Genomic DNA, 23444 nt, shown 5'->3' on the forward strand with positions numbered 1-23444 from the left:
ACAATGGCCGATCTTCTGATCCGAAATATCCGCCCCATGGGAGGCGAGCCCACCGACATCCTGATCCGCGATGGAAGGATCGCCGACATGGGCGCGGGATTGCAAGCCGATGGCGTCCCGGTCGAGGAGGGCGGGGGGCATCTGGTCATTCCCGGCTTGGTTGACGCCCATACCCATCTGGACAAGACCACATGGGGCATGGATTGGCATGCGAATGACGCGAAAAAGACCCTTCGCGGCCGGATCGATTACGAGCGCGAGCAGCGGCTCGAGATCGGCATCGACCCGGCGCGGCAATCGATGCGCCATGCCCTCGGCCTGATCGCCAATGGCGCGACGCTGATCCGCAGCCATGTCGATATCGACACGCGCCACGGACTGGCCCTGTTCGAGGGCGTGGTGGCCACGCGCGAGGCGCTGCGCGATCATGTCGAAATCGAGATCGTGGCCTTTCCGCAATCGGGAATGATGGAGCGCACCGGCACCGTGGAACTGCTGGACGAGGCGCTGGCCCAGGGGGCCGAGATCGTCGGCGGCATCGATCCCTGCGGCTTCGAGCGGGATCCGAAAGGCGCTCTGGACGCGATCTTCGGCCTCGCGCAGAAACATGGCAAGCCCATCGATATCCACCTGCACGAGCGCGGCGAGCTTGGCGCCTTCAGCATGGAAATGATCTTCGAGCGCACCCGCGCGCTCGGCATGCAGGGCAAGGTGGGGATCAGCCATGCATTCGCGCTTGGCGCGCCCGACTGGCTGCGCACGCAGGCCCTGATCGACGAGGTCGCCGAACTGGACATCCCGATCTTCACCACCGGCGCACCCTCCGCCGAGGTCCCCGCGATCATGCGGCTGAAAGATGCTGGCATCCGGATGGGTGGCGGCTGCGACGGAATCCGCGATACTTGGGGGCCGTGGGGGTTGCCCGACATGCTGCACCGCGCCGAGGTGATCGGCATGCGCAACGGGCTGCGCTGCGATTTCGAGCTGGAGCATGCCGTGCATATCTGCTCGGGCGGGGCGGCGCAGGCGATGGGCCGCGACGATTACCGGATCGAGACTGGCGGGGCAGGCGATCTGACCCTGCTGCAGGGGCAGACTTTGTCGCATGCGCTGGTGCAGCGCCTGCCGCGGCCGCTGGTCGTCAAGGCCGGGCGGGTCACGGCGCGCGATGGAACCGTGATCGGAAAGGACATGCCGTGACGGGCGGGGCAACCGGACTCGGGCAACTTGCGCTTGGGCAGCGGGCGGATGGACCGCTTCTGCTGACCGGGCGTTGGGTGATCCATGACAGCCCACAGGGCCGCCGGCTGATCGAGCATGGCGAGGTCGTGATAACGGGCGGGCAGGTCACTTTCGTCGGGCGCGATTATCCCGGCGAGGTCGCGGGCCGCGTCGATATGGGCATGAGCCTGATCTCGCCCGGCCTGATCGATCTGGATGCATTGTCGGATCTGGACACCACCATCCTTGGCATCGACCATCAGCCGGGCTGGGCCAAGGGCCGGGTCTGGCCGCGCTCCTATCTCGAGCGTGGTCCCTACGAGATGTATTCGCCCGAGGAGCTCGCCTTCCAGAAACGTTTCGCATTCGCGCAATTGCTGCAAAGCGGGATCACCACCGCCGCCCCCATCGCCAGCCTGTTCTATCGGCAATGGGGAGAGACAGCCGCTGAATTCGATGCCGCCGTGGATGCCGCCGCCGATCTTGGGCTGCGGGTCTATCTGAGCCCGGCATACCGGGCGGGCGGCATGGTTCTGGAAGCTCCGGGAGAGATGCGCCCGGTCTTTGACGAGGCGCGGGGTTTGCAGGGGCTGAAGGATGCGGTCGGTTTCATTCGCCGCCACGATGGCAGCCACGGTGGATTGGTGCGCGGTTTGCTTGCGCCGGATCGTGTCGAGACCTGCACCGGGGAATTGCTGCGCAGGACATTTGCGGCGGCGGAAGAGCTTGATTGCCCGGTCCGCCTGCACATGGCGCAGGGCCAGATGGAACTGGATACCGTCCGCGCCCTGCATGGCTGCACCGCGCCGCAATGGCTTGCGGGGATGGGGCTGCTGGGGCCGCGCCTGATCGCGCCGCATGCGACCTGCGCCACTCCCGAGGATCTGGCGCGCTATGCGCAGAATGGCGTCAGCATCGTGCATTGCCCGCTGGTTTCGGGGCGTCACGGCGCGATGCTGAACAGCTTTGGAGAGCTGCGCAGCATGGGCATCAATATCGCCATGGGCACGGATACCGCTCCGCCCGACATGCTGCTGAACCTGCTGGTCGGATTGATCGGTGCGCATGTGAAGGGGCCGCAACACCAGACCCCGACCCGCGATTTGTGGGATGCCGCCACCATCGGTGGCGGTGATGCGCTCGGGCGCTGACCTGGGGCGGCTGCGGGCAGGCGGACCCGCCGATATCGCGGTGTTTGCACTGAATGGCGCGATCATGACCCCCGCCATCGACCCGATTACCACGCTTGTGGCCGGAGGCTCGGGCAAGGTCACTCGCGCGGTCTTTGTCGATGGCCGCCTGTCGATGCGCCGGATTGCCGGGCAGGCAGAGGTGGCGGGGCTGGACCTGCTTGATGCGCAGACGCGTGCGCAGGCTCAGTTTGACGGTCTGGTCGCCAAATATCCCGAACGAAGCTGGCAGCACCCGCCGCTGTCGGAGTTATTCCCACCATCCTATCCCCTGGAGTCGTCATGAATGTGCTGGAAGTCCGCGATCTGCGGGTAGAGTTTCCGACCCATCGCGGCGTCCTGACCGCGCTGGACAATGTCAGCCTGTCGATCCGCCCCGGCGAAATCCTGGGCGTCGTCGGCGAATCCGGCGCTGGCAAATCCATGACCGGGCTTGCCGTGCAGGGCCTGCTGGAACCACCCGGCCGGATCGCCTCGGGCTCGGTGACGCTGAACGGCAGGCGCATCGACACCCTGTCCGACCGCGAGATGACACGCATTCGTGGGCGCGAGATCGGCGCGATCTTCCAGGACCCGCTGACCTCGCTGAACCCGCTATTCACCGTGGGCGCGCAACTGGTCGAGACCATCCGCCAGCATCTGCCGATGTCGAACTCGGCCGCCCGCTCCCGCGCCGTCGAATTGCTGGCCGAGGTCGGCATCCCCGCGCCCTCTGAGCGCGTGGATCACTATCCGCACCAATTCTCGGGCGGGATGCGGCAGCGCGTGGTCATTGCGCTCGCCCTTGCGGCGCGCCCGGGCCTGATCATCGCCGACGAGCCGACCACGGCGCTGGACGTGTCGATCCAGGCGCAGATCACGGCGCTGCTGCGGCGGCTTTGCGTGGAGCATGGCTCGGCGGTGATGCTGGTCACCCATGACATGGGCGTCATCGCCGAAACGGCGGACCGGGTGGCGGTGATGTATGCCGGGCGCCTGATCGAGATCGGTGAGGTCGCGCAGGTCACCCGCGACCCGCAGCATCCCTATACGCAGGGGCTGATGGGCTCGATCCCCGCGCTTGGGGCAAGGGTGCCGCGGCTGCAACAGATCGACGGCTCCATGCCGCGGCTGAACGCGATCCCGCCGGGCTGCGCCTTTAACCCGCGCTGCCCGCAGGCCGGGCCCAGATGCCGCCGCGAAAGGCCCGGGCTTATCACGGCAGGGGCCGAGCAGGCGGCCTGCTGGCTATTGGAAGGAGGCACGGCATGAGCGCCGATATCAAGGACAGGGCCACGCCCTCTGCGCTGGAGGTCCGGGGACTTTGCAAGAGCTTCGATGTCTCGGCCCCCTGGCTGAACCGCGTGATCGAGCGGCGCGAGCGGCAGATCCTGCGTGCCGTTGACGATATCGATTTCAATGTGCCGCGCGGCGGCTGCCTGTCGCTGGTCGGCGAATCCGGCTGTGGCAAATCCACCGTCGCCCGGATCGTCACGGGCCTGCATCGGCCCGAGCGGGGCGAGATGCGTTTCGCGCCGGGCAATTCCGGTCAGCCGATGACAGCGCAGATGATCTTTCAGGATCCATATGCAAGCCTGAATGCGCGCTGGAAGGTTTTCGACGTCATCGCCGAACCTCTGCGCGAATTGAAGCTGCGCAGCGGCAAGCAGGCGATCCGCGACCGGGTGAATGAATTGCTGGAAGTCGTCGGGCTTTCCCCGGCGGACGGGGCGAAATACCCGCATGAATTCTCGGGCGGGCAACGGCAGCGGATATCCATCGCGCGGGCATTGGCCTCGGAGCCGGAATTCCTGGTCTGCGACGAACCGACATCGGCGCTGGACGTGTCGGTCCAGGCGCAGATCCTGAACCTGATGCGATCCCTGCAGGACGAGTTGGGGCTGACTTACCTGTTCATCAGCCATGACCTGTCGGTTGTGCGGCACATGTCCGACCGGATCGCGGTCATGTATCTTGGCCGGATCGTCGAGGAGGCGCCGACCGAGGTGCTGTTCGCGCGCACCCGGCATCCCTATACGCAACTGCTTCTGGACACGATCCCGGATGTCCGCAATCCGCATCGCGACCGGCCCCTGCGCGGCGGCGAGGTGCCAAGCCCATTGAACCCGCCTTCGGGCTGCAGCTTTCACCCGCGCTGCCCATTCGCCGATGATCGCTGCAAGCGGGAAAAGCCGAAGCTGATGACCTGTGACGACGGTGCCCATATCGCCTGTCACCGGGTCGAGGAAAGCGGCGGGCTTCCGGCCGGGGAGACGGTGAGCGCGTAATCGGTCCTTGCCGGAACACTGAACGCCGGGGGCGGGCCGTCCCGTCGCCGGCAGGTCTCTCGACCCGGTGGCGCACCCCGCCGGCAAACTCCGGCGAGGTATTTGGACAAAGAAGAAGGATCCCGAAGGCGGTGCGGTGGGGAAAGGCCGAGGCTCAGCCCCGCGTTTCTTCCTTCGCGTGGCGGATCGGGCGGATGCTGTCGAGCGGCGGTGCCTTCAGGACGAATTGCCGGTCCGAGGTGATGTAGTTATCGGCATGCAGCCGGGCGATGGGCTGGTAATGCTCGGGATCGACATAGCGTTTTTCGGGATCGAGGCATTTGTCGGCGACATGCATGTAGACCACTTCTCCCAGCACCAGAACGCGCCGGTCGAAATCGATCACCCGTTCGACGCGGCATTCCATCGCGCAGGGGCTTTCGACGATCCTCGGTGCCGCGACCAGGGTTCCCGGAACGGGGGTCAGTCCCGCGGTCAGGATCTCGTCCACGTCATTGTCGAAGGACAGGCCGCAGATCAGCATTCCCTCGGCGATGCTCATATCCACCATGTTGACGACGAATTCGCCGGTTTCGCGGATATTGGCCACCGTGTCCTTGATTGCGCCGTCGGGCCGGGTTTGAATGCCAAGGACGACAATGGGGGGCTCGTGCGAGAAGACGTTGAAGAACGACATCGGCGCGGCGTTCCTGCCTCCCGAACGGCCATCGGTCGAAACCAGTGCGATGGGGCGCGGGCCGACGAAATTAGAAAGGAGCCGGTAGCGGACATCCGGGGCGAGTTTGGTAAAGTCGAAATCCACGAATGAGTCTCCGGATGGTATATGTGACGTTGCGGCGATACGGCGGGTCTGCAAAAGGCAGAGTATTGAACATGAACTGGAACCGGTTATTGTGAACAATATTGTTAACACGACCGACTTGCAAGAGATGGATTTGGCATGAACACGGGAGAAGGCACGAGCATCAACGGGGCGGATGGGGCAAGCCCGCTTTCCGTCGAGGAGATCCGCGACCGCATCTGGCTGGCGATCGCGTCGCGCCAATTGTCTCCCGGAACGCGATTGAAGGAAGAGGAACTGGCCGGTGTTTTCAACGTGTCGCGTGGCCGCATCCGGCTTGTGCTCAAGGAGTTGGGGCGGGAAGGGCTGGTGATCCTGCAGGCCAATCGGGGCGCCTTCGTGGCCGCGCCCACGGCCGAGGATGCCGCCGATGTGTTCCATCTGCGCCGGGTCGCGGAAACCCGGATCATCCGGCGCCTGGCCGAGACCATCTCTCCCGAGGGGGTGGAGGAGCTGCGCGGACTGGTCATGGCGGAGGCCGAAGCGGTCGCGGCCGGGGACAAGTCGGAAATCATCCGCCTGTCCGGGGCATTCCATTTGCGCATGGCCGAGCTGCTCAGGAGCAATTTCCTGATCTGCATCATGCGCGAACTGATCGCGCGCAGTTCTCTGGTCACGGCGATCTATCGACCGCAGCATGATGTGCATTGCGGCCCGGCGGATCATGTCAAATTGCTGGATGCGCTGGCGGCGCGGGATGCCGGGCGGGCCGTGGAACTCATGGTCGAGCATATCGACCTGTTGGAGAGCGAGCTGGATCTGAGCCAATCCGTCAGGAAGTCGAACGATCTCAACGCGATCTTTTCCTGAACGCCGCGATCATATCCCTATCCCTGGGGGGTCATCGCCTTGCGTTGGCGGTTGCGCTCCAGCCCCAATTGCCGCTCGCGCCAGATGATCGTGATTCCCGCGATGATGACCAGGGACGCGCCTCCCAGCATGACCGGGGTGGCGATCTCGCCGAACAGGAACCAGCCGAAGGCGATGGACAGGATCATCGAAACATATTCGAACGGTGCGATCAGCGAGGCCTCGCCAAAGCGATAGGCCGAGGTCAGGAAGATTTGCCCCAGGCCACCCAGCAATCCGGATGCGACCAGCAAGGCGGCTGTCTGGGCGTCGGGCAGCACCCATCCGAAGGGCAGCGTCAGCAATCCCAGCACCGAGGATGTGAAGGAGAACCAGAAGACGATGGCCGAGGTCCGTTCCTCCTGGACCAGCTTGCGGACGAAGATCTGCGCCAGCGCCGCGCAACCGGCCCCGGCAAGCGCCACGACAGCACCCAGGCTGTGCCTTGGATCCGGCATTGTCCCGGACAGGCCAAGCTGCGGGGAAAGTACGATCAGCACGCCGCTCAGGCCGAGCGCGACCATGGAGAGCCGGAACAGCCGCACGTTCTCGCCCAGGAACATCGCCGCGAATATCACCACCAGCAGCGGCGCGGCATAACCGATGGCGATCACCTCGGGAAAGGGGAGCAGGGCGAGCGCCCAGAACATGAATCCCATCGCCGCCGTACCGATGATTCCGCGATAGAAGTGACCCATCGGCCGGAACGTGCGCAACCCGACCGACAATTCGCCCCGCCAGAGCAACCATGCGAAAATGACCGGGATGGCGAAGAAGGACCGGAAAAACACCTGCTGACCGGGAGGAACCCCAAGCCCGCCTTCCGAAGTCGTCTTCACGATCGCTGCCATGATGGTGAAAACGGTCACGCTGCAGCATTTCAGAACAATGCCGCGGAGGGGACTGTCGCTCGGCATGGCTCTTTCAGCAGCTGCATGAGATGGGGGCGGGGTCATCCCTTGCGGATTATGGTGCCGTGGTGGAACGGTCAAGCCCCTTGGCCTTTTTCGTTCCCGGGAGAAGAGCCCGGACCGCGGATGTCTGGCGATGAACGATCGCCGAAACCTCCTTGCGGCCCGGCACAAGGGGCTGCGGTCATCATTCGAGCCCGCATGCCCCTATCGTCGAAGCCGTGGATCAGCGCAGCAGCGCCCGGGCGGCATCCGGCCCCATCGCGTCGGGACGGCGGCATGTCGTGGCCAGCGTGATCCATTCGCCGGTCTCACCCGCCCTCAGGATCGAGGTCATCACGTCGATCACATGCAATGCCCGCGACTGATCGCAGAGGAAATCCCCGCCCTCGCGAATGGCCCGCGCCATGTCGGCAAGCCCGGCGGCACGGTAATTCGCCTTGTCGCCATCCGCATGGGGCTGGTTGGGAATGCCGAAGGGATGATCCCACGGCGCGACTGTGGCAAGATCCCCGCCGCGCTTGGCGATCTCGACCTCTCCGCCGAAGAAATTCGGATCGGGAAGGATCAGGCTGCCTTCGCTGCCATAGATCTCCATATTGCCGTGCTTGTGGCCATGAACATCCCATGACGCGCCCAATGTCACCATCGCCCCCGATGCGAATTGCAGCAGGGCGTGGATCGTGGTGGGGGTCTTGACCGGGATCCGTTCCCCGGCGCGGGGCTCGGAGGTGATCAGCCGCTCGTCGCTTGCCTTTCCGGCGAGCGCCGTGACCCTTGCCACCGGCCCCATCAGGTTGACGAAATTGGCGATGTAATAGGGACCGAGATCCAGGATTGGGCCGCCGCCCGGCAGAAAGAAGAAATCCGGGTTCGGATGCCAATGTTCCATTCCGGGCGACATGACATGGGCGGTGGCGCTGTGCACATGGCCGATCTCTCCGGCATCGATCAGGGCGCGGGCCTGCTGATGAGAGCCGCCCAGGAAAGTGTCGGGCGCGGAACCGACGCGAAGGCCCTTTGCAGCGGCGATTTCGGCCAGTTGACTGCCTTCCTCGACCGACAGGACAAAGGGTTTTTCGGAATAGACATGCTTGCCCGCCTCCAGCGCGGCTTTCGAGACCTCGAAATGCGCGGCGGGGATGGTCAGGTTGACGATGATGTCGATTGCGGGATCGGCAAGCATCCCTTCGGGGGTCATGGCTTTCACTTGCCAGTCTTCGCCCGCCTTTGCCGCTGCTTCGGCATTCAGATCGGCAACTGCCGTGATCCGGATGCCTTTGAACAGCGGGGACAGCTCGAAATAGGTTTTCGAGATATTCCCGGCGCCCATGATGCCGATATTCAATTCGCTCATGTCACGCTCCCAACCTGGCATGCAGCGCCACACCGGCCTTGGCGAAACGCGCGTCATCGGAGGGGTTGTCATGCTCCATCACGAAAATCTCCGCCCTTGTATTCGCCAATGCCTTGTAAAGCGCGGCCCAGTCCAGCGTTCCGGTTCCGGGATCGGCCCACCCATCCTCGTCAAGCTTCTCGCCCTCGGGGGCGATATCCTTGACATGCGCGGCGGTGATCCGCTGCGCGTGTCTTTCCAGCCATTCGAAAGGATCGGCGCCGCCGCGGGCGATCCAGGCGATATCGGCCTCCCATTCAATATCGGGACCACCCTCCAGGATGGCTTGCATCGGGACGCTGCCATCCGCTTCCGCCTTGAACTCGAAATCGTGGTTATGCCAGCCAAAGCCCAGGCCCGCCGCGCGCAGCGGAGCTCCGGCGCGGCTCAGCCTTGCGCCGAATTCACGCCAGCCAGCAGCATCCTTGGGGCGCTGGTCGGGCTGGACGAAGGGCACGTAATAGGTCCGGATGCCAAGCCGTGCCGCCAGGTCGACGAAACGTGCCGGGTCGCTTTCCAGATCGGTCAGGTTGATATGGGCGCTCGGCGCGCGCAATCCGTTCACCTCGACCGCCCGCAGAAGCGTGTCGGGATCGTCGAACAACCCGCCGAACGGCTCGACCGCCTCATAACCATGCTGGGCCAGCATCGCGCAGGTCTGCTCGAGCCCGGCAAAATTTCGGGAGGAATATAGCTGATAGGAGAGAACAGGCATTCATCGTTCCTTGCGGTTCAGAGTCGAAGTTCACTTTGCGGATCGAAAAGCGATGCGCGGGCGATATCGAAGGACAGGTTCAGCCTGGTGCCTTCGGGATAATGGGTGTCGTCCGGGGTGCGCAGCGCGAAGCGCTGACCGTCCAGCCGCAGGTAGATCACGCTTTCCGCGCCCATATGCTCCTGCAACTCGACGGTGGCCTGGATACCGGATTCCGGCCCATCGGCCTGAAAACCGGTATGCTCGGGCCGGACGCCAAGTATCGCGGCCCCGTCGCGCGGGTGGCCGTCATATCCGTCAAGGCTGATCGCGCGGTCATGGAAACGAAATTGCCCGTCCGCGATTTCGCCGGAGATGAAGTTCATCGACGGAGACCCGATGAACCCGGCGACATAAAGATTGACCGGCTTTCGGTAAATTTCCCCGGGGCTGGCGAATTGCTGGATGACACCGTCGCGCAACAGGGCGATGCGGTCGGCCAGCGTCATCGCCTCGATCTGGTCATGGGTGACATAGACCATCGTATTGCCAAGGGTTTCATGCAGCCGCTTGATCTCGACCCGCAATTCCGCCCGCAGCTTGGCGTCGAGATTGGACAGCGGCTCGTCGAACAGGAACAGATCGACATCGCGCACCAGCGCCCGCCCGATGGCGACCCGCTGACGCTGTCCGCCAGACAAAGCCGCGGGCCTGCGGTCCAGGTAATCCCCGATCTGCAGGATCCCGGCGGCCCGATCGATGCGCTTGGCGATTTCGTCCCGGGGCAGCCGCGCATTCTTGAGGCCGAATGCCAGGTTGCCGCGCACGCTCATCTGCGGGTAAAGCGCATAGGACTGGAACACCATGCCGATGCCGCGATCCTTGGGCTCGTCCCAGGTGACGTTCTTTCCGTTGATGAAGATCTGCCCGTCGGTAACATCGAGCAGCCCGGCAATGCAGTTGAGGATCGTCGATTTGCCCGAGCCGGAGCCGCCCAGCAGCACGATGAATTCGCCCTGCCGGATGTCCATGTTGACGTCATTCAGGACCTGAACCGCACCGAAGGACAGTTGCAGGCCCTTGATGGACAGGGATGTTTCGGATGCGTGATGCGTTTGATCCATCATGATTTATCCTTTCACGGCACCGGCGGCGATGCCGCGCACGAAGAGCCTGCCAGAGACGAAATAGATGAGAAGCGGAACCAGGCCGGTCAGGATGGTCGCGGCCATGTTCACATTGTATTCCTTGCGCCCGTGGTGGTGTTGACGATATTGTTGAGCTGCACCGTCATCGGGTAGTATTCCGGCTTGGTATAGACGACACCGAACAGGAAATCGTTCCAGATCCCGGTGACTTGCAGGATCACTGCGACCACGAAGATGGGCAGCGACAAGGGCAGCATGATCCGGAAATAGATCCCCCAGAACCCGGTGCCATCGACGCGCGCCGCCTTGAACAGCTCTTCCGGCAGGGTGGCGAAATAGTTGCGGAACAGTAGCGTCAGGATCGGCATGCCGAACACGGTATGGACAAGCACCAGCCCGGTCAGCGAGCCATAAAGCCCAAGCTCGCGCAGCAGGATGACCATCGGATAGATCATCACCTGATAGGGGATGAATGCGCCGATCATCAGGACGGCAAAGAAGAACTCGGCCCCCTTGAACCTCCAGTTGGCAAGCGCATAGCCGTTGATCGAGGCGATCAGGATCGACAGCAGGACCGAAGGGACGGTGATGCGCACCGAGTTCCAGAAGCCGCGCTGCAAGCCTTCGCAATTCAGCCCGGTGCAGGCCTCGGCCCATGCCTTGACCCAGGGCTCGAACGTCGCCTCGACCGGGGGTGAGAAGATGTTGCCAAGCCGGATTTCCGGCAATCCCTTCAGCGAGGTCATTACCATGACGTAAAGCGGCACGAGGTAATACAGCGCGACCACGATCAGCGTGCCATAGATCATGATGTTGCGGCCCGAGAGCCGGCGGCGGGGTTTCGGGCCGCGCGGACCGGAAAATGCGATGTCAGCCACGCTTCCTGCCTCCGAATTCAAGATAGGCCCAGGGGATGATGATGATCGCCACCGTGACCAGCATCATCGTCGAGGCGGCAAAACCCTGCCCGAGATTCTGGTTCAGGAACATCTGGTCATAGACATATTTCGCAGGCACCTCGGACGAGATCCCCGGCCCGCCATTGGTTTGCGCGACCACGAGGTCATAAACCTTGACGATACCGGCCGTGACGATGACCAGCGCGGTGATAAAGACCGGGCGCAGCATGGGCACGACGACGAAAAGATAGGTCTTCCAGGCGGGCACACCGTCGATCCTTGTCGCCTTCCAGATCTCGTCATCGATGCCCCGCAGACCGGCAAGCAACAGCACCATCACGAAGCCGGTGCCTTGCCAAAGCGCCGCGATCACGACGCCGAACATGACGATCTTGCCATTGTTGAGCGGATCGAAGGTGAAGCTTTCCCAGCCAGTCGCCCTGACGATCGACTGAAAGCCGAAATCGGGGTTCAGGATCCATTGCCAGACGACCCCGGTGACGACGAAGCTGAGCGCGAAAGGATAGAGCAGGATCGTTCTGAACACGCCCTCGAAGCGGATCTTCTGATCGAGCAGGCAAGCCAGCACGAAGCCGATCACGAAGGAAAAGATCAGCATGCAGGCGCCGAAAATGACGAGATTCTGGATCGAGACCAGCCATTTGGCATTGTTCCAGAGCCGCTCGTATTGCGTCAGCCCGATGAAATCGAGGCGCGGCAGAAGCCCGGACTTGGTGAAGGAATAGACCACCGTCCACAGCGAGAAGCCGACAAAGACCACCATGGCGGTCAGGATCATCGGAATGGCGGCGATCTTTGCGTTGAGATTCCGGAATAACCGGGATGGACGTCCGGAGCCGTTCGCTTTGGCCATGAATACGTTCCCGAATTTGACGTGAAGGATATATCGGGCCAGTCATCCTGGCCGCGATATGCCGGGGCAGGGCGCGGACGGTCCGAACCGCCCGCGCGATTGCAAAGCCTCAGCTGTCGTATTCGAGAATGCCGATCAGGCCTTCCTTCACCTCATCCACCGACATCTCCGGCTGGTTGAAGAACTGGATCATGAGATCGGCCAACTGGTTGCCCGCATCCGCCGACAGGACCTGGTCCAGCCCGTCAACGACCGTTCCATCGGCAAGAATGTCCAGCCCCTTGCGCATGCAGTCATTCGCCGCCTCCAGATCGACATCGCCGCGAACCGGCATGGAGCCTTTCTTGAGGTTGAACGCGACCTGCGCCTCGGGCGAGATCATGACCCGGGCCAGTTCCTCTTGCGCGGCGGTCATTTCCGGATCGTCGATGGCGGGGAAATAGAACGCGTCGCCGCCGGTCGATACGATATCCGCAAGGCCAAGGCCCGGCAGGCAGGTGTAATCCTCACCGGCAACTTTCTCGGCCACGGCGAATTCACCTTGTGCCCAATCGCCCATGACCTGCCCGCCGGCCTCGCCATTGATCACCATGGTCGTCGCCTGGTTCCATTCCTGGACATTCGAGCCGGAGGCGAGTTCGCGGGCTGTTCCCAAAGCGGCGAATGCCTTTTCCATCTCGGGGCCGTTCACCGCCTCGACATCCTTTTCGTTGAAGACCTTGGTATAGGTTTCCGGTCCCGCGATGGCGGCGACGACATTCTGAAGCACGAGCGATGCCTGCCAGGGCTGCTGCCCGATGACCAGTGGCTGGATGCCGGCCTCGCGCAGCGCCGGTGCGGCCTCGACAAACGCGTTCCAATCCGCCGGAACTTCAATCCCGGCCTTCTCGAACGCATCGTTGGAAAGCCACAGCCAGAGCTGCGAATGGATGTTAACCGGAACGCAGTAGATCTCACCGTCGATCTCGCAGCTTTCGAGGATCGAGGAGGGATGCACGATATCCCGCCAGCCGTCTTCGGAGGCGACATTTTCCAAAGAACGCATCAACCCGGCCTCGACCAGTTCCTGCGCCTGCTGGCCGTGGTTGAACTGCGTCGCCCCCATCGGGTCGCCGCCAGTAATGCGACTGACCATGACCGGGCGCGCCGTGCTGCCCGATCCGGCGATCGCGCCGTCCACCCATTTATTGCCGGTGGCATCGAATGCCTCGGCGAATTCCGCCACGGCAGCGGCCTCCCCGCCCGAGGTCCACCAATGCGTGACCTCGACATCCTTTGCCTGAGCCGCGCCAAGGGCGAAGATCGCCGTCGTCGCTGTGAAGAAGAATTTTTTGGACATGTTGCCTCCCTGTGGAACTGTTCGGTCGAATCAGTGCGCGGGTTTAACGTTAATTCATACCCATCATTTGACCAACAATTTTTTCCGGAATGATTGCGGTAACTTATCAGATATGACGAAGATTCCGTTGACGTTCGGCAAATGTGAAGTGTAACAGGTTCACGTGTGGTGTATCGTTATACCTATTCACAACCCAAGACTCCGCCGGACCCGAAAGGGCAGGGGTTTGGGCGCCATATGCGCAGGCCGGAAACATCGCTTTTCCGCCTGTCCGCACCGAACAGGAGGATCGCTTTCGATGGATATGCAGATGGAAACCGTATTGCCGGATCTCTCGCTCGACAGGGGCTGGATGCTGACCCGCGCAGGGGGCGGGCCTTCGTTGCCGATGGATTTTCCGAACGATATTCATTCCGTCCTGCTGGCGCATGGCGTCATCGCGGATCCCTATTGGCGCGACCGCGAGACCGAGCTTGACTGGATACATGAAAGCGAATGGCTGGCCGAGCGCAGCTTTGATTTCGGCGCGTTGGGCGATGGCCGCCACACCCTGACGCTGGACGGGGTCGATTGCCATGCGGTCATAAGCCTGAACGGGATCGAGATCGGCCATCTGGGGAACCGTTTCATGCGCCATGACCTCGATGTGACCGAGGTATTGGTCGAGGGCAGCAACCACCTTGCCATCCGCTTCCTGTCGAATTCCCGGGTCGCGCGGGACAAGGCCGGTGCCTTTCCCTTTCCCGTGCCCCATATCCATTGGAACAACCGGCTGCCGCATTACAATTTCCTGCGAAAGCCGCAATGCGACGCGGGTTGGGACTGGAATATCGCGCTCAGCCCGGTCGGGGTGCATGGCGGCATCCGCCTGCGGCGCAGCGATGCGGTGCGGCTGGATGATGTGCTGCTCCGGCAGTTTCACGAAGGTGGCCGCGTCCGGGTCGAGATCGACCTGTTGACGGAGGTGGCGCGCCCGGTCGAGACAGAGGCGGTGATCCGCATGGATGGGCAGTCCGTGGTCGAACGGTTCCAGCTTTGGCCGGGCGGGAATCGCAGCACCCTCTCGGTCTGGATCGACAATCCGCGCCTGTGGTGGCCCGCCGGACACGGGGCACAGGAGATGTACGATCTCGACCTGCGCATCGGCGATCAGAGCCGCAAGCTTCGCATCGGCCTGCGCGAGGTGGAGCTTCTCTGCCATCCCGACAGTATCGGCAACCGTTTTGCCTTTCGCGTGAACGGGCGAGAGATATTCATGCGCGGCGCCAACTGGATTCCCGCCGACGCCTTGCCCGCCCGCGCGACAGGGGAAGCCGTCGCCGATCTGCTCGACAGTGCGGTGATGGCGAATATGAACATGATCCGGGTCTGGGGCGGCGGCGGCTACGAGCCGGATTTCTTCTATGAAATGTGCTCGGAACGCGGGCTGATGGTCTGGCAGGATTTCATGTTCGCCTGCAATCTCTATCCTGCCGCCGACCGGCACTGGCTCGACATGGTGCGAAGCGAGGCCCGCCAGCAGGTCCGCCGCCTGTCCGTGCATCCTTGCATGGCGCTCTGGTGCGGAGATAACGAACTGGTCGGCGCAATCGGTTGGTTCCCCGAAAGCAAGGTCGACCGGGATCGTTACCTTGCGATGTATGACCGGCTGAACCACGCGCTTGAAGAGATCGTCGAAGACGAGGCCCCCGGCATCCCGTGGTGGCCCTCTTCGCCATCCGTCGGGCCGCTGAATTTCGGCGATAGCTGGCATGACGATACCAGCGGCGACATGCATTTCTGGGATGTCTGGCACTCGGCCAGGGAATTCGAACATTACCGGAGCGTCCAGCCGCGTTTCTGCTCGGAATTCGGCTTCCAGTCCTTCCCCTCGGCGCGGGTGATCGAAAGCTTTACCGAAGCGGCGGACCGGAACGTCTCCTCCGAGGTGATGGATGTCCATCAGCGCAACCCCGGCGGCAACAGCCGTATCGTCGAGACGATTGCGCGTTACTTTCCGTTCCCCGATTCATTCGACGACATGATCTCGCTCAGCCAGATCTCGCAGGGCCTGGCGATGAAGACGGCCATTGAAAGCTGGCGCGCCGCCAAGCCGCGCTGCATGGGCACGCTCTATTGGCAGCTCAATGACACATGGCCGGTAGCAAGCTGGTCCAGCCTTGAATATGGCGGCGCATGGAAGGCGGTTCACTACATGGCGCGCCGCTTTTATGCGCCGGTCATGGTGACGGCCCAGCCCGATGCCGGGACGGGTGAGATCGTGCTTTACGCGATCAATGACATGAATGAGCCGGTCTTGTTGAATGTCACCTCCCGCTCGGTCCGGATCACGGGCGAGATGCAAGAGCTTGGCGAATGGAGCCAGCCATGCCCCACTGATAAGGCGGCCGAGATCGCCCGCCTGTCCCCCGACAGCCTCGGGCAGGATGCGTTCCTGCATTTCGACTGGAGCGATGATGGCGGGCGTCATCAGGGCGAGAATGATTACCTGCCGAAGCGGCCGAAGGAATACGATCTTCGATCCCCGGAAATAGCTGTTGAACCCGGAGTCGCGGCTGATGGTGCGCCCCAGGTCACGCTTTCGACGGATCGTCCGGCATTCTGGGTGACATGGGACCTTGGCGGCGATACGATCTGGTCCGACAATTGCGTGACCCTGCTTCCCGGTCAGCCGCGGGTCCTGACAGCGCTTCGCCAGAGGCGCGCGGATCTGCCTATCCGGCCTCCGGAATTGCGGGCTTTGAAAGGTTGGTGATGGAGCATTCCGGCTCAGGCGGCAGTCCCGTAACATTGAAAACCATCGCCAGTGAACTTGGCGTATCGGTGACGACTGTCGCGCGTGCATTGAAGGATGGCTACAAGGTCGGGCCGGAAACGGTACGCAAGGTCCGCGAAACCGCCGACCGGCTCGGCTATGTCCGCAACCTGGAGGGTGCCAAGCTGCGCACCGGCAAGACGCTGGTCGCCATGGCCTTCCTGGATTTCGCCGAAGAGGAAGAGATCGGGGATTCCGGTGCCGTCGGCATCCTGAACGGTTTCCACAAATGCCTTGCCGCCACCGATTACGCGGTCCGGGTGGTTCCGGCCCCCCGCGACGGATCGGCGATCGAGCGAATCCGGGACGTCGTCCGGGGCCGCCTTGCCGATGGGGTGATCCTCGATCTCACCGAATTGCAGGACGCGCGGGTAAGATATCTGCTTGAGGCGGATTTCCCCTTTGTCACCTATGGCCGCACCGAGCTGTTCTCGGAACATGCCTGGTTCGACATCGATAACGAATTCGCGGCCTGGCAAAGCACCGATGCGTTGCTGCGCGATGGTTGCCGGCGCATCGCCATGATCGACGGGGATCCGCGTTACACCTATGTCCGGCAAAGACTGCGCGGCTATGAGCGCGCCTTGAGCGAGCATGGGGTCAAGGCCGACCCCGCCCTGCATCACCACTCCGTGCTCGCTGCAGATGTCGCACGCGCTGCTGTCGGTCCGCTTCTCGAACGGGGTGCCGACGGTTTCGTCTGCTCCAACGAGCTGACATTCCTTGGTGCGCGCGCGGTGTCCGGGACCGGATCGGCGATGATGTCCAGCGGATCGGCTTCGCCCTGCGCTCGGGCACCAGTATCGGCAGATATGTGGCGACCAAGGTGCATGCCTCGCATTTCTCGCATGTCGCCACCGGGCAGGCTTTGGCGGAACTGCTGCTGAAACGGATCGGCGGGGCGGATCCGCGTGATTGCCAGCATCTGGCAAGGACAAGCCTTGTCACCACCGGGAACGGGAACGAGGCGATCATCCGGTAAACCGCTGACATTCAAAGGTCCGACCGTTCCCGATTAAGCCTTGTTGATTCCCGGAGTTTTGATTTACGATCGTCAAGACACCGCAGACCAACACCTCAAGCATCGAGTACCCCATGTCCCGACCAACCATCCATGATGTCGCGCGTGTCGCCGGAGTAAGCCTTTCGACGGTGGATCGCGTCCTGAACGGGCGCGAGGGCGTCAAGGGCGCGACGCAAAGCCGGGTTGCCGAGGCGATCAGACAGCTTGGCTATGAACGGAATATCGCCGCCGCCAACCTGTCGCGGAAGCGGCGCTATCGGCTGCTTTTCATCCTGCCGGGTGGCGGGAACAGCTTCATGCGCGGGCTGGAGCAGGAGATCGTCGCACAGATGGATGCCTGGGAGTTCACCGTGATTTCCGTCACCAATGTGCCCGCTTTCGACGACGCCGCGCTGGCCGATGCCCTCAGGCGGGTCGATCCGCAGGAAACGGATGGCGTGGCGCTGGTTGCGACCGATTCCGCCATCGTGCGCGCGGCATTGGCGGAGCTGCGCGGCAAGGGTATCGCGGCGGTCACGCTCGTATCGGACCTGCCATCGTCGCAAAGGCAGCGCTTTGTCGGTATCGACAATGTGCAGGCCGGGCGCACGGCGGCCAGTCTTTTGGGTCGGTTCTGCCGCTGGCGGCCCGGGCGGATTGCCCTTGTGGCAGGCTCGATGCTGGTGCGCGACCATGCCGAGAGGCGGCTCGGTTTCGAACAGGTGCTGAGATCGGAATTTCCCGTGCAGGAGGTTCTGCCCCCGCTGGAAGGTTTCGATGACCAGGAGATCGTCGGCGACCGGTTGGCGGATATGCTGTCAGGCACGCCCGGCGTGGTCGGGATATACAGCCTCGGCGCCGGAAATCGCGGTGTTGCGCGCGCCATCGCCTCGCTGCCACCCGAGCGGCGGCCATCCGTCGTGGTTCACGAACTCACGACCTATTCCCGCGAGGCTCTGCTCGATGGCAGTTTCGACGCCGTGATCCATCAGGACCGGGCCCAGGAAATCAGGGTTGCGGTCGAATTGTTGCAGGCGCTGATCGACGGCTCGCCCATCGATCCGGACGGGCAGCGGATCGGCGTCGAGGTCTATCTGCGCGACAACCTGCCGTAACATCCCTTGCCTGCTGCGATGGAGTTCCCCGTTGCATGATGGAATTTTTTGACGTACGTTAGTCAAGAAGTCCGATTCTTCGTCAGCCAGAGGGCTGGCCGGAAAGTCGATATCAGGGAGGAATACATGAAACATTCAATTGCGGCATTCGCAGCGCTGATTGGCGCGGCAGGTGCTCAGGCCGCCGATGCGCAGACGGTGATCAATGTCCTGCGCGTCGCGGTGAACGATGAGCAGGAAGCCTATTTCGAACAGATCGCGCAGGCCTTCGAGGCCGAGCATGAAGGGGTCGATGTCAGCTTCGAATACATCGCCAACGAGGCCTACAAATCCAAGCTGCCGACATTGCTGCAATCGGATGCCCGGCCCGACATCTTCTATAGCTGGGGCGGGCAGACCCTGATGGAACAGGCAGAGGCGGGTTTCCTGCAGCCGATCTCGGATCTGCTGCCCGAGGCTTTGCCGAAACCATGCCCGAGGCGGGATTGCAGGCATACTCGGTCGATGATGTGCTTTACGGCCTGCCGCAATACCCGACCGAGGTGGTGTTCTGGACCAATACCGCGCTGACCGAACAGGCCGGGATCGATCTCGAAGCGATCGGCACATGGGAAGATTTCCTGGCCTCTGTCCAGACGCTGAAGGATGCCGGGATCACGCCGATCATCGCGGGCGGGCAGGACAAATGGCCGCTGCATTTCTACTGGAGCTACCTGGCCCTGCGCGAAGGCGGGCCCGATGCCGTGGCAAAGGCCATGGCTGGCGAGGATGGCGGTTTCGAGAACGCGGCATTCATCGAGGCCGGAAAGGAATTCCAGCGACTGACCGAGATGGAGCCGTTCCAGCCCGGCTTCATGGGTACGACCTATGAAACCGCCAGCGGCATGTTCGCCGATGGCGAGGGCGCCTTCCACCTGATGGGGGACTGGGATTACCTGCCGATGCGCGAACGTTCCACCAGCGGCGAGGGGCTGCCGGATGAACAACTGGCCATCATCAGCTTTCCCGCGATCAGCGATCCGGTCACGCCCGGCGGTGAAACCGCCACGCTTGGCGGGATCAACGGTTGGGCCGTCTCGAATTCCGCCGAACCGGAGGCCGTCGAATTCCTGGCCTTCATGCTGAATGCCGAGAACCAGCGCGAAGGGGGACGGCAGGAATTGTTCATTCCGATCGTGAAAGGCGCGGGCGATGCGCTGGAAAACCCGTTCTTCGCCGAAGTCGCCGAGCATATCGGAAACAGCAGCTATCACCAGATCTTCCTGGACCAGTTCCTTGGGGCCTCGGTTGGCGCAACCGTCAACGACGCTTCGGCAGATCTCGCCCAGGGCGCGATCACGCCCGAAGATGCGGCGGCCCAGATACAGGAAGCATGGGATTTCCGCTGACATCTGACTGACGCTCACGCGCCGCCATCGCGGTGGCGCGTGAACCCGTTCTCATCCTCTACCTCGCCAGATCGGAGTGTGGCATGACCATCGCCGCTGCCAACCGGCGCCTTTCGGCGTCCGAGCGCCCGCGCCGCAGCCTCTCCAACGGGCGCGTCACTGCCGCGCTTGTCCTGCTGCCGCCCGCGCTGATCCTGTTCAGCCTGTTCGTGATGCTGCCCCTGGGGGAGTCCGCCTATTATTCCTTTTTCAACTGGAATGGCTACGGCACCCCCACCAACTTCGTCGGGCTGGAGAATTTCGAGCGGATCGCGGGACATTCGATCTTTCACACGGCGGTCGGTAACACGCTCAAGATCGTCGCCGTCTCATTGTTCCTGCAGATGCCCCTGGCGCTTCTGCTGGCACTTCTGATCTATCGCAAGACGCCCACCAACGCGGTCTTCCGGCTGATCTTCTTCCTGCCCTATATCCTTGCCGAGGTGGCGGCAGGGCTGATCTGGAGCTTTGTCTTCGACGGCAATTACGGCATCACCGCCTCGGTTGCCGGGTTTTTCGGGGCCGATAGCTTCTTCATCCTTGCCGATCGGGAATGGGCATTCACGGCGGTGATGACGGTGATCGTCTGGAAATATTTCGGCTTTCACATGATGATCTATATCGCTGCCCTGCAAAGCGTGCCCGAGGACCAGATCGAGGCGGCCCGGATCGAAGGCGCAAAGCGGTTGCAGATCGTCCGTTACGTGCAGATCCCGCATATCAAGCCCGCGATCATCGTCAGCGCCTTCTTCGCCATCATCGGCGCGTTGCAGGTGTTCGACGTGATCATTCCGCTGACCAATGGCGGACCATCGAACCAGACCCACACCATCGTCACCTATCTTTATACCTTCGGCCTGACGCGGCTGAATATCGGCTTTGGCAGCGCGGTCGGTGTGATCCTGTTTGTCGCCGCGATCACGGTTGCGGTGTTCTACCAGCGCATCTTCATGAGGGGGAAACAGGCATGACTCGTGGCCAGTTGATACGCAACATCCTGCGCGTGGCATTCCTGTGCGTCGTGGCCAGTTTCGTGCTGGCGCCGATGCTGGCCACTGTGCTGGGCGGTTTCAAGAGCAATGCCGAGATCCGCACAAGCGCCCTGTCGCTGCCTGAAAGCTGGAACCTCGAATTCTACGGCTCGATCGTCTCGGACCCGGCATTCTGGCGATACCTGGGCAATTCGCTGCTGATCTCTTCCGCTGCGGTCGTGCTGACGCTGATCGTCGGTTCCGCCGCCGCCTATGTTTTCGCGCAGATCCGCTTCTTCGGTTCGCGGATGCTGTTCTCCTACCTGCTCTTGGGGCTGATGTTTCCCTTCGCCACGGCGATCCTGCCGCTGTTCATCAAGGTGCGCGATATCGGGCTGCTCGATACATGGTGGGCGGTGATCCTGCCGCAGACCGCCTTCAGCCTGTCGCTGGCGATCCTGCTATTTCGCACCTTCTTCGAGCAATTACCCAAGGAACTCTTCGAGGCCGCCTATATCGACGGCTGCGGCTATGTGCGCTTCTTCTGGCGTTTCACGCTGCCGCTGTCGGCTCCGATCCTCGCCACGGTCGGCGTTTTCGTCTTCGTCCAGAGCTGGAACAATTTCCTGCTGCCGCTGGTCGTGCTGAACTCGCGCGAAGCCTTTACCTGGCCGCTCGGCATGATGCAGTTCCGGGGCGAATATGTCACCCAGTGGAACCGCACGCTGGCCTTCGTGACGCTGACCATCGTGCCAGCGATCGTCTTTTTCCTCGCCGCACAGAAATACATCGTCGCCGGGCTGACCGGTGGCGCCGTGAAAGGATGACCAGATGACCGAGATCCGCAACCCGATCCTGCCCGGCTTCAATCCCGACCCTTCGATCCTGCGGGTGGGCGATGATTACTACATCGCGACATCGAGTTTTGAATGGTATCCGGGTGTGCAGATCCATCACTCCCGCGATCTCGTGAACTGGCGGTTGGTCAAGCGCCCGCTCGACCGCGCCTCGCAACTGGACATGCGCGGCGATCCCGATTCCGGCGGTATCTGGGCGCCATGTCTGACATGGTCCGACGGGTTGTTCTGGCTGATCTATACCGATGTGAAACGCCGCGACGGTGCGTGGAAGGACAGCCATAACTACCTGGTGACCGCCCCCGCCATCGAGGGGCCGTGGTCGGATCCGGTCTACCTGAACTCGTCGGGTTTCGATCCCTCGCTTTTCCATGACGAGGATGGGCGGAAATACCTGCTCAACATGATCTGGGACCATAACCGGACAAAGGGCGACAAGTTCGGCGGGATCGTGATTCAGGAATATTCGGTAAAGGAGCGCCGCCTTGTCGGGCCGATCCGCAATATCTATCGCGGCACCGACCGCAAATTCACCGAAGGCCCGCATCTCTATCGCCGCGATGGCTGGTATTACCTGCTCACCGCAGAGGGCGGGACGGGTTACGATCATGCCGTGACCATGGCACGTTCCCGCGATCTTTTCGGCCCTTACGAGACCGATCCCGCAAAACATCTGCTGACGGCGAGCGGCACGCAATCCTATCTGCAGCGCGCCGGGCATGCCGATATCGTCGAGACGCAGGATGGCGAGCATTACATGGTGCATCTCTGCTCCCGTCCGCTGGACGCGACGCGCGGCATCCCGGTTGACGGCAAGGATATCCATGCCGATGACGTCCGGCGCTCGCCCCTGGGCCGCGAAACCGCGATCCAGAAGCTGATCTGGGAACCGGGCGAGTTTCCGCGATTGGCGCATGGCGGCAACGCCCCTGCCGATACCGTTCCCGCCCCGGATCTGCCGCCACATCCTTTCGAGCCGGAACCAAAGCTCAGCCGCTTTTCGCCCGAAGGGCTGCCATCCGCTTTCCAGTGGCTGCGCACGCCCGAGCCCGAACGGCTTTTCTCGCTCTCCGAACGACCGGGCGCCTTGCGGCTTTTCGGGCGGGAATCGCCGGGCTCGCAATTCGACCATGCACTGGTCGCCCGCAGGCAGGTGGATTTCGCCTTCCGCGCCGAAACCGAGATCGACATGACACCCGGCGATTACCAGCATTATGCCGGGCTGATCTCGTGGTATGGCCGCTTCAAGTTCCATTACCTCGCCGTTACCGCCGACGAGGCGGGCGCGCGGGTCCTGACGGTCTATAGCTGCCCGGCCAACTGGCCCGATCCGCGCGTGGAATACCCGGTCGAGCCAATCCCGCTGCCGGAAACCGGCACGGTCAGGCTGGGCTGCGATGTGGACGGCGCGGCGCTGCGCTTTCGCTATGCCATCGATGGCGGTGACTGGCAGGATCTTGGAATCGAGCTGGACCAGTCGGCGATCTCGGACGAGGCCGGAAACGGACCCGGGAACAATTTCACCGGCGCCTTCATCGGGATCTGCGCGCATGACAGCTCGGGCCGTGGCCGGCACGCCGATTTCCTGAGTTTCCTTTACGAGCCCCGGTAAACCAGCCCGGCGAGC

The 23444-nt window shown here is 62.6% G+C and carries 21 protein-coding genes and 1 pseudogene; 14 read left to right on the forward strand and 8 right to left on the reverse strand.

Features of this window, described 5'->3' with window-relative positions; all coding sequences use genetic code 11:
• Positions 1-3 precede the first annotated feature (3 nt).
• From A7A09_RS04555 to A7A09_RS04570, 5 genes are read left to right on the forward strand one after another with little or no spacing between them, the layout of a single operon-like run.
• Positions 4-1200: an amidohydrolase family protein gene (locus tag A7A09_RS04555; RefSeq protein ID WP_106690276.1), complete on the forward strand. Its 1197-nt coding sequence runs from the start codon at positions 4-6 to the stop codon at positions 1198-1200.
• The gene (locus A7A09_RS04560; RefSeq protein ID WP_211341033.1) at positions 1197-2372 is read left to right on the forward strand and encodes a chlorohydrolase family protein; all 1176 of its coding nucleotides are present in this window, start codon (positions 1197-1199) and stop codon (positions 2370-2372) included. Before A7A09_RS04555 ends, A7A09_RS04560 begins: the two co-directional genes overlap by 4 nt.
• The gene (locus A7A09_RS20990) at positions 2356-2697 is read left to right on the forward strand and encodes an amidohydrolase family protein (protein ID WP_211341034.1); all 342 of its coding nucleotides are present in this window, start codon (positions 2356-2358) and stop codon (positions 2695-2697) included. Before A7A09_RS04560 ends, A7A09_RS20990 begins: the two co-directional genes overlap by 17 nt.
• Complete coding sequence (locus A7A09_RS04565; protein ID WP_106690277.1) at positions 2694-3662, forward strand: ABC transporter ATP-binding protein; 969 nt, start codon at positions 2694-2696, stop codon at positions 3660-3662. Before A7A09_RS20990 ends, A7A09_RS04565 begins: the two co-directional genes overlap by 4 nt.
• On the forward strand, positions 3659-4678 hold the full coding sequence (locus tag A7A09_RS04570) for an ABC transporter ATP-binding protein (RefSeq protein WP_106690278.1): 1020 nt from the start codon (positions 3659-3661) through the stop codon (positions 4676-4678). The genes A7A09_RS04565 and A7A09_RS04570 overlap by 4 nt, the downstream gene beginning before the upstream one ends.
• A gap of 154 nt (positions 4679-4832) precedes the next feature.
• On the opposite strand, the gene A7A09_RS04575 is transcribed toward A7A09_RS04570, so the two are convergent.
• Positions 4833-5480 (reverse strand): flavin reductase family protein, encoded by a 648-nt coding sequence (locus A7A09_RS04575; RefSeq protein WP_106690279.1) that lies wholly within the window; start codon positions 5478-5480, stop codon positions 4833-4835.
• A gap of 138 nt (positions 5481-5618) precedes the next feature.
• On the opposite strand from A7A09_RS04575, the gene A7A09_RS04580 reads away from it, so the two are divergent.
• Positions 5619-6329, forward strand: coding sequence for a GntR family transcriptional regulator (locus tag A7A09_RS04580; protein ID WP_106690280.1), 711 nt, complete (start codon positions 5619-5621; stop codon positions 6327-6329).
• 17 nt (positions 6330-6346) lie between these two features.
• Here A7A09_RS04580 and A7A09_RS04585 read toward each other — a convergent pair whose 3' ends face one another.
• The 7 genes and pseudogenes from A7A09_RS04585 to A7A09_RS04615 all read right to left on the reverse strand — a co-directional run bounded on the left by A7A09_RS04585 (position 6347) and on the right by A7A09_RS04615 (position 13629).
• Positions 6347-7285, reverse strand: coding sequence for a DMT family transporter (locus A7A09_RS04585; RefSeq protein ID WP_106690281.1), 939 nt, complete (start codon positions 7283-7285; stop codon positions 6347-6349).
• Between the two features lie 220 nt (positions 7286-7505).
• Positions 7506-8636 carry a Gfo/Idh/MocA family protein gene (locus tag A7A09_RS04590; protein ID WP_106690282.1) on the reverse strand — a complete coding sequence of 377 codons (1131 nt, stop codon included), beginning with the start codon at positions 8634-8636 and terminating at the stop codon, positions 7506-7508.
• A gap of 1 nt (position 8637) precedes the next feature.
• A complete protein-coding gene (locus A7A09_RS04595) occupies positions 8638-9390 on the reverse strand; it encodes a sugar phosphate isomerase/epimerase family protein (RefSeq protein WP_106690283.1) in 753 nt (250 codons plus the stop codon).
• Positions 9391-9407: 17 nt separating this feature from the next.
• Positions 9408-10496, reverse strand: a complete 1089-nt coding sequence (locus A7A09_RS04600) for an ABC transporter ATP-binding protein (RefSeq protein ID WP_245999132.1) — start codon at positions 10494-10496, stop codon at positions 9408-9410.
• A gap of 3 nt (positions 10497-10499) precedes the next feature.
• Positions 10500-11395: pseudogene (locus A7A09_RS04605) on the reverse strand (carbohydrate ABC transporter permease).
• A complete protein-coding gene (locus A7A09_RS04610) occupies positions 11388-12290 on the reverse strand; it encodes a carbohydrate ABC transporter permease (protein WP_106690284.1) in 903 nt (300 codons plus the stop codon). The pseudogene A7A09_RS04605 and the gene A7A09_RS04610 overlap by 8 nt, the downstream one beginning before the upstream one ends.
• A 109-nt stretch (positions 12291-12399) precedes the next feature.
• Positions 12400-13629, reverse strand: a complete 1230-nt coding sequence (locus A7A09_RS04615) for an ABC transporter substrate-binding protein (protein WP_106690285.1) — start codon at positions 13627-13629, stop codon at positions 12400-12402.
• A 298-nt stretch (positions 13630-13927) separates the two neighbouring features.
• Between A7A09_RS04615 and A7A09_RS20740 the strand changes: the two genes are divergently transcribed.
• The 8 genes from A7A09_RS20740 to A7A09_RS04645 all read left to right on the forward strand — a co-directional run bounded on the left by A7A09_RS20740 (position 13928) and on the right by A7A09_RS04645 (position 23429).
• Positions 13928-16384, forward strand: a complete 2457-nt coding sequence (locus tag A7A09_RS20740) for a beta-mannosidase (RefSeq protein WP_170167014.1) — start codon at positions 13928-13930, stop codon at positions 16382-16384.
• Complete coding sequence (locus A7A09_RS04620; RefSeq protein WP_170167015.1) at positions 16384-17331, forward strand: LacI family DNA-binding transcriptional regulator; 948 nt, start codon at positions 16384-16386, stop codon at positions 17329-17331. Before A7A09_RS20740 ends, A7A09_RS04620 begins: the two co-directional genes overlap by 1 nt.
• A gap of 208 nt (positions 17332-17539) precedes the next feature.
• Positions 17540-18562 (forward strand): LacI family DNA-binding transcriptional regulator, encoded by a 1023-nt coding sequence (locus tag A7A09_RS04625; RefSeq protein WP_106690287.1) that lies wholly within the window; start codon positions 17540-17542, stop codon positions 18560-18562.
• 126 nt (positions 18563-18688) lie between these two features.
• Positions 18689-19132: an extracellular solute-binding protein gene (locus A7A09_RS21785; RefSeq protein ID WP_211341035.1), complete on the forward strand. Its 444-nt coding sequence runs from the start codon at positions 18689-18691 to the stop codon at positions 19130-19132.
• A complete protein-coding gene (locus A7A09_RS04630; protein ID WP_211341036.1) occupies positions 19048-19950 on the forward strand; it encodes an ABC transporter substrate-binding protein in 903 nt (300 codons plus the stop codon). The genes A7A09_RS21785 and A7A09_RS04630 overlap by 85 nt, the downstream gene beginning before the upstream one ends.
• A gap of 83 nt (positions 19951-20033) precedes the next feature.
• Positions 20034-20960: a carbohydrate ABC transporter permease gene (locus A7A09_RS04635; protein ID WP_106690288.1), complete on the forward strand. Its 927-nt coding sequence runs from the start codon at positions 20034-20036 to the stop codon at positions 20958-20960.
• Positions 20957-21787: a carbohydrate ABC transporter permease gene (locus tag A7A09_RS04640; protein ID WP_106690289.1), complete on the forward strand. Its 831-nt coding sequence runs from the start codon at positions 20957-20959 to the stop codon at positions 21785-21787. The genes A7A09_RS04635 and A7A09_RS04640 overlap by 4 nt, the downstream gene beginning before the upstream one ends.
• Positions 21788-21791: 4 nt before the next feature.
• On the forward strand, positions 21792-23429 hold the full coding sequence (locus A7A09_RS04645; RefSeq protein ID WP_106690290.1) for a glycoside hydrolase family 43 protein: 1638 nt from the start codon (positions 21792-21794) through the stop codon (positions 23427-23429).
• Positions 23430-23444 lie beyond the last annotated feature (15 nt).

The organism is Paracoccus methylarcula (genome assembly GCF_003007735.2).
Lineage (GTDB): Bacteria > Pseudomonadota > Alphaproteobacteria > Rhodobacterales > Rhodobacteraceae > Paracoccus > Paracoccus methylarcula.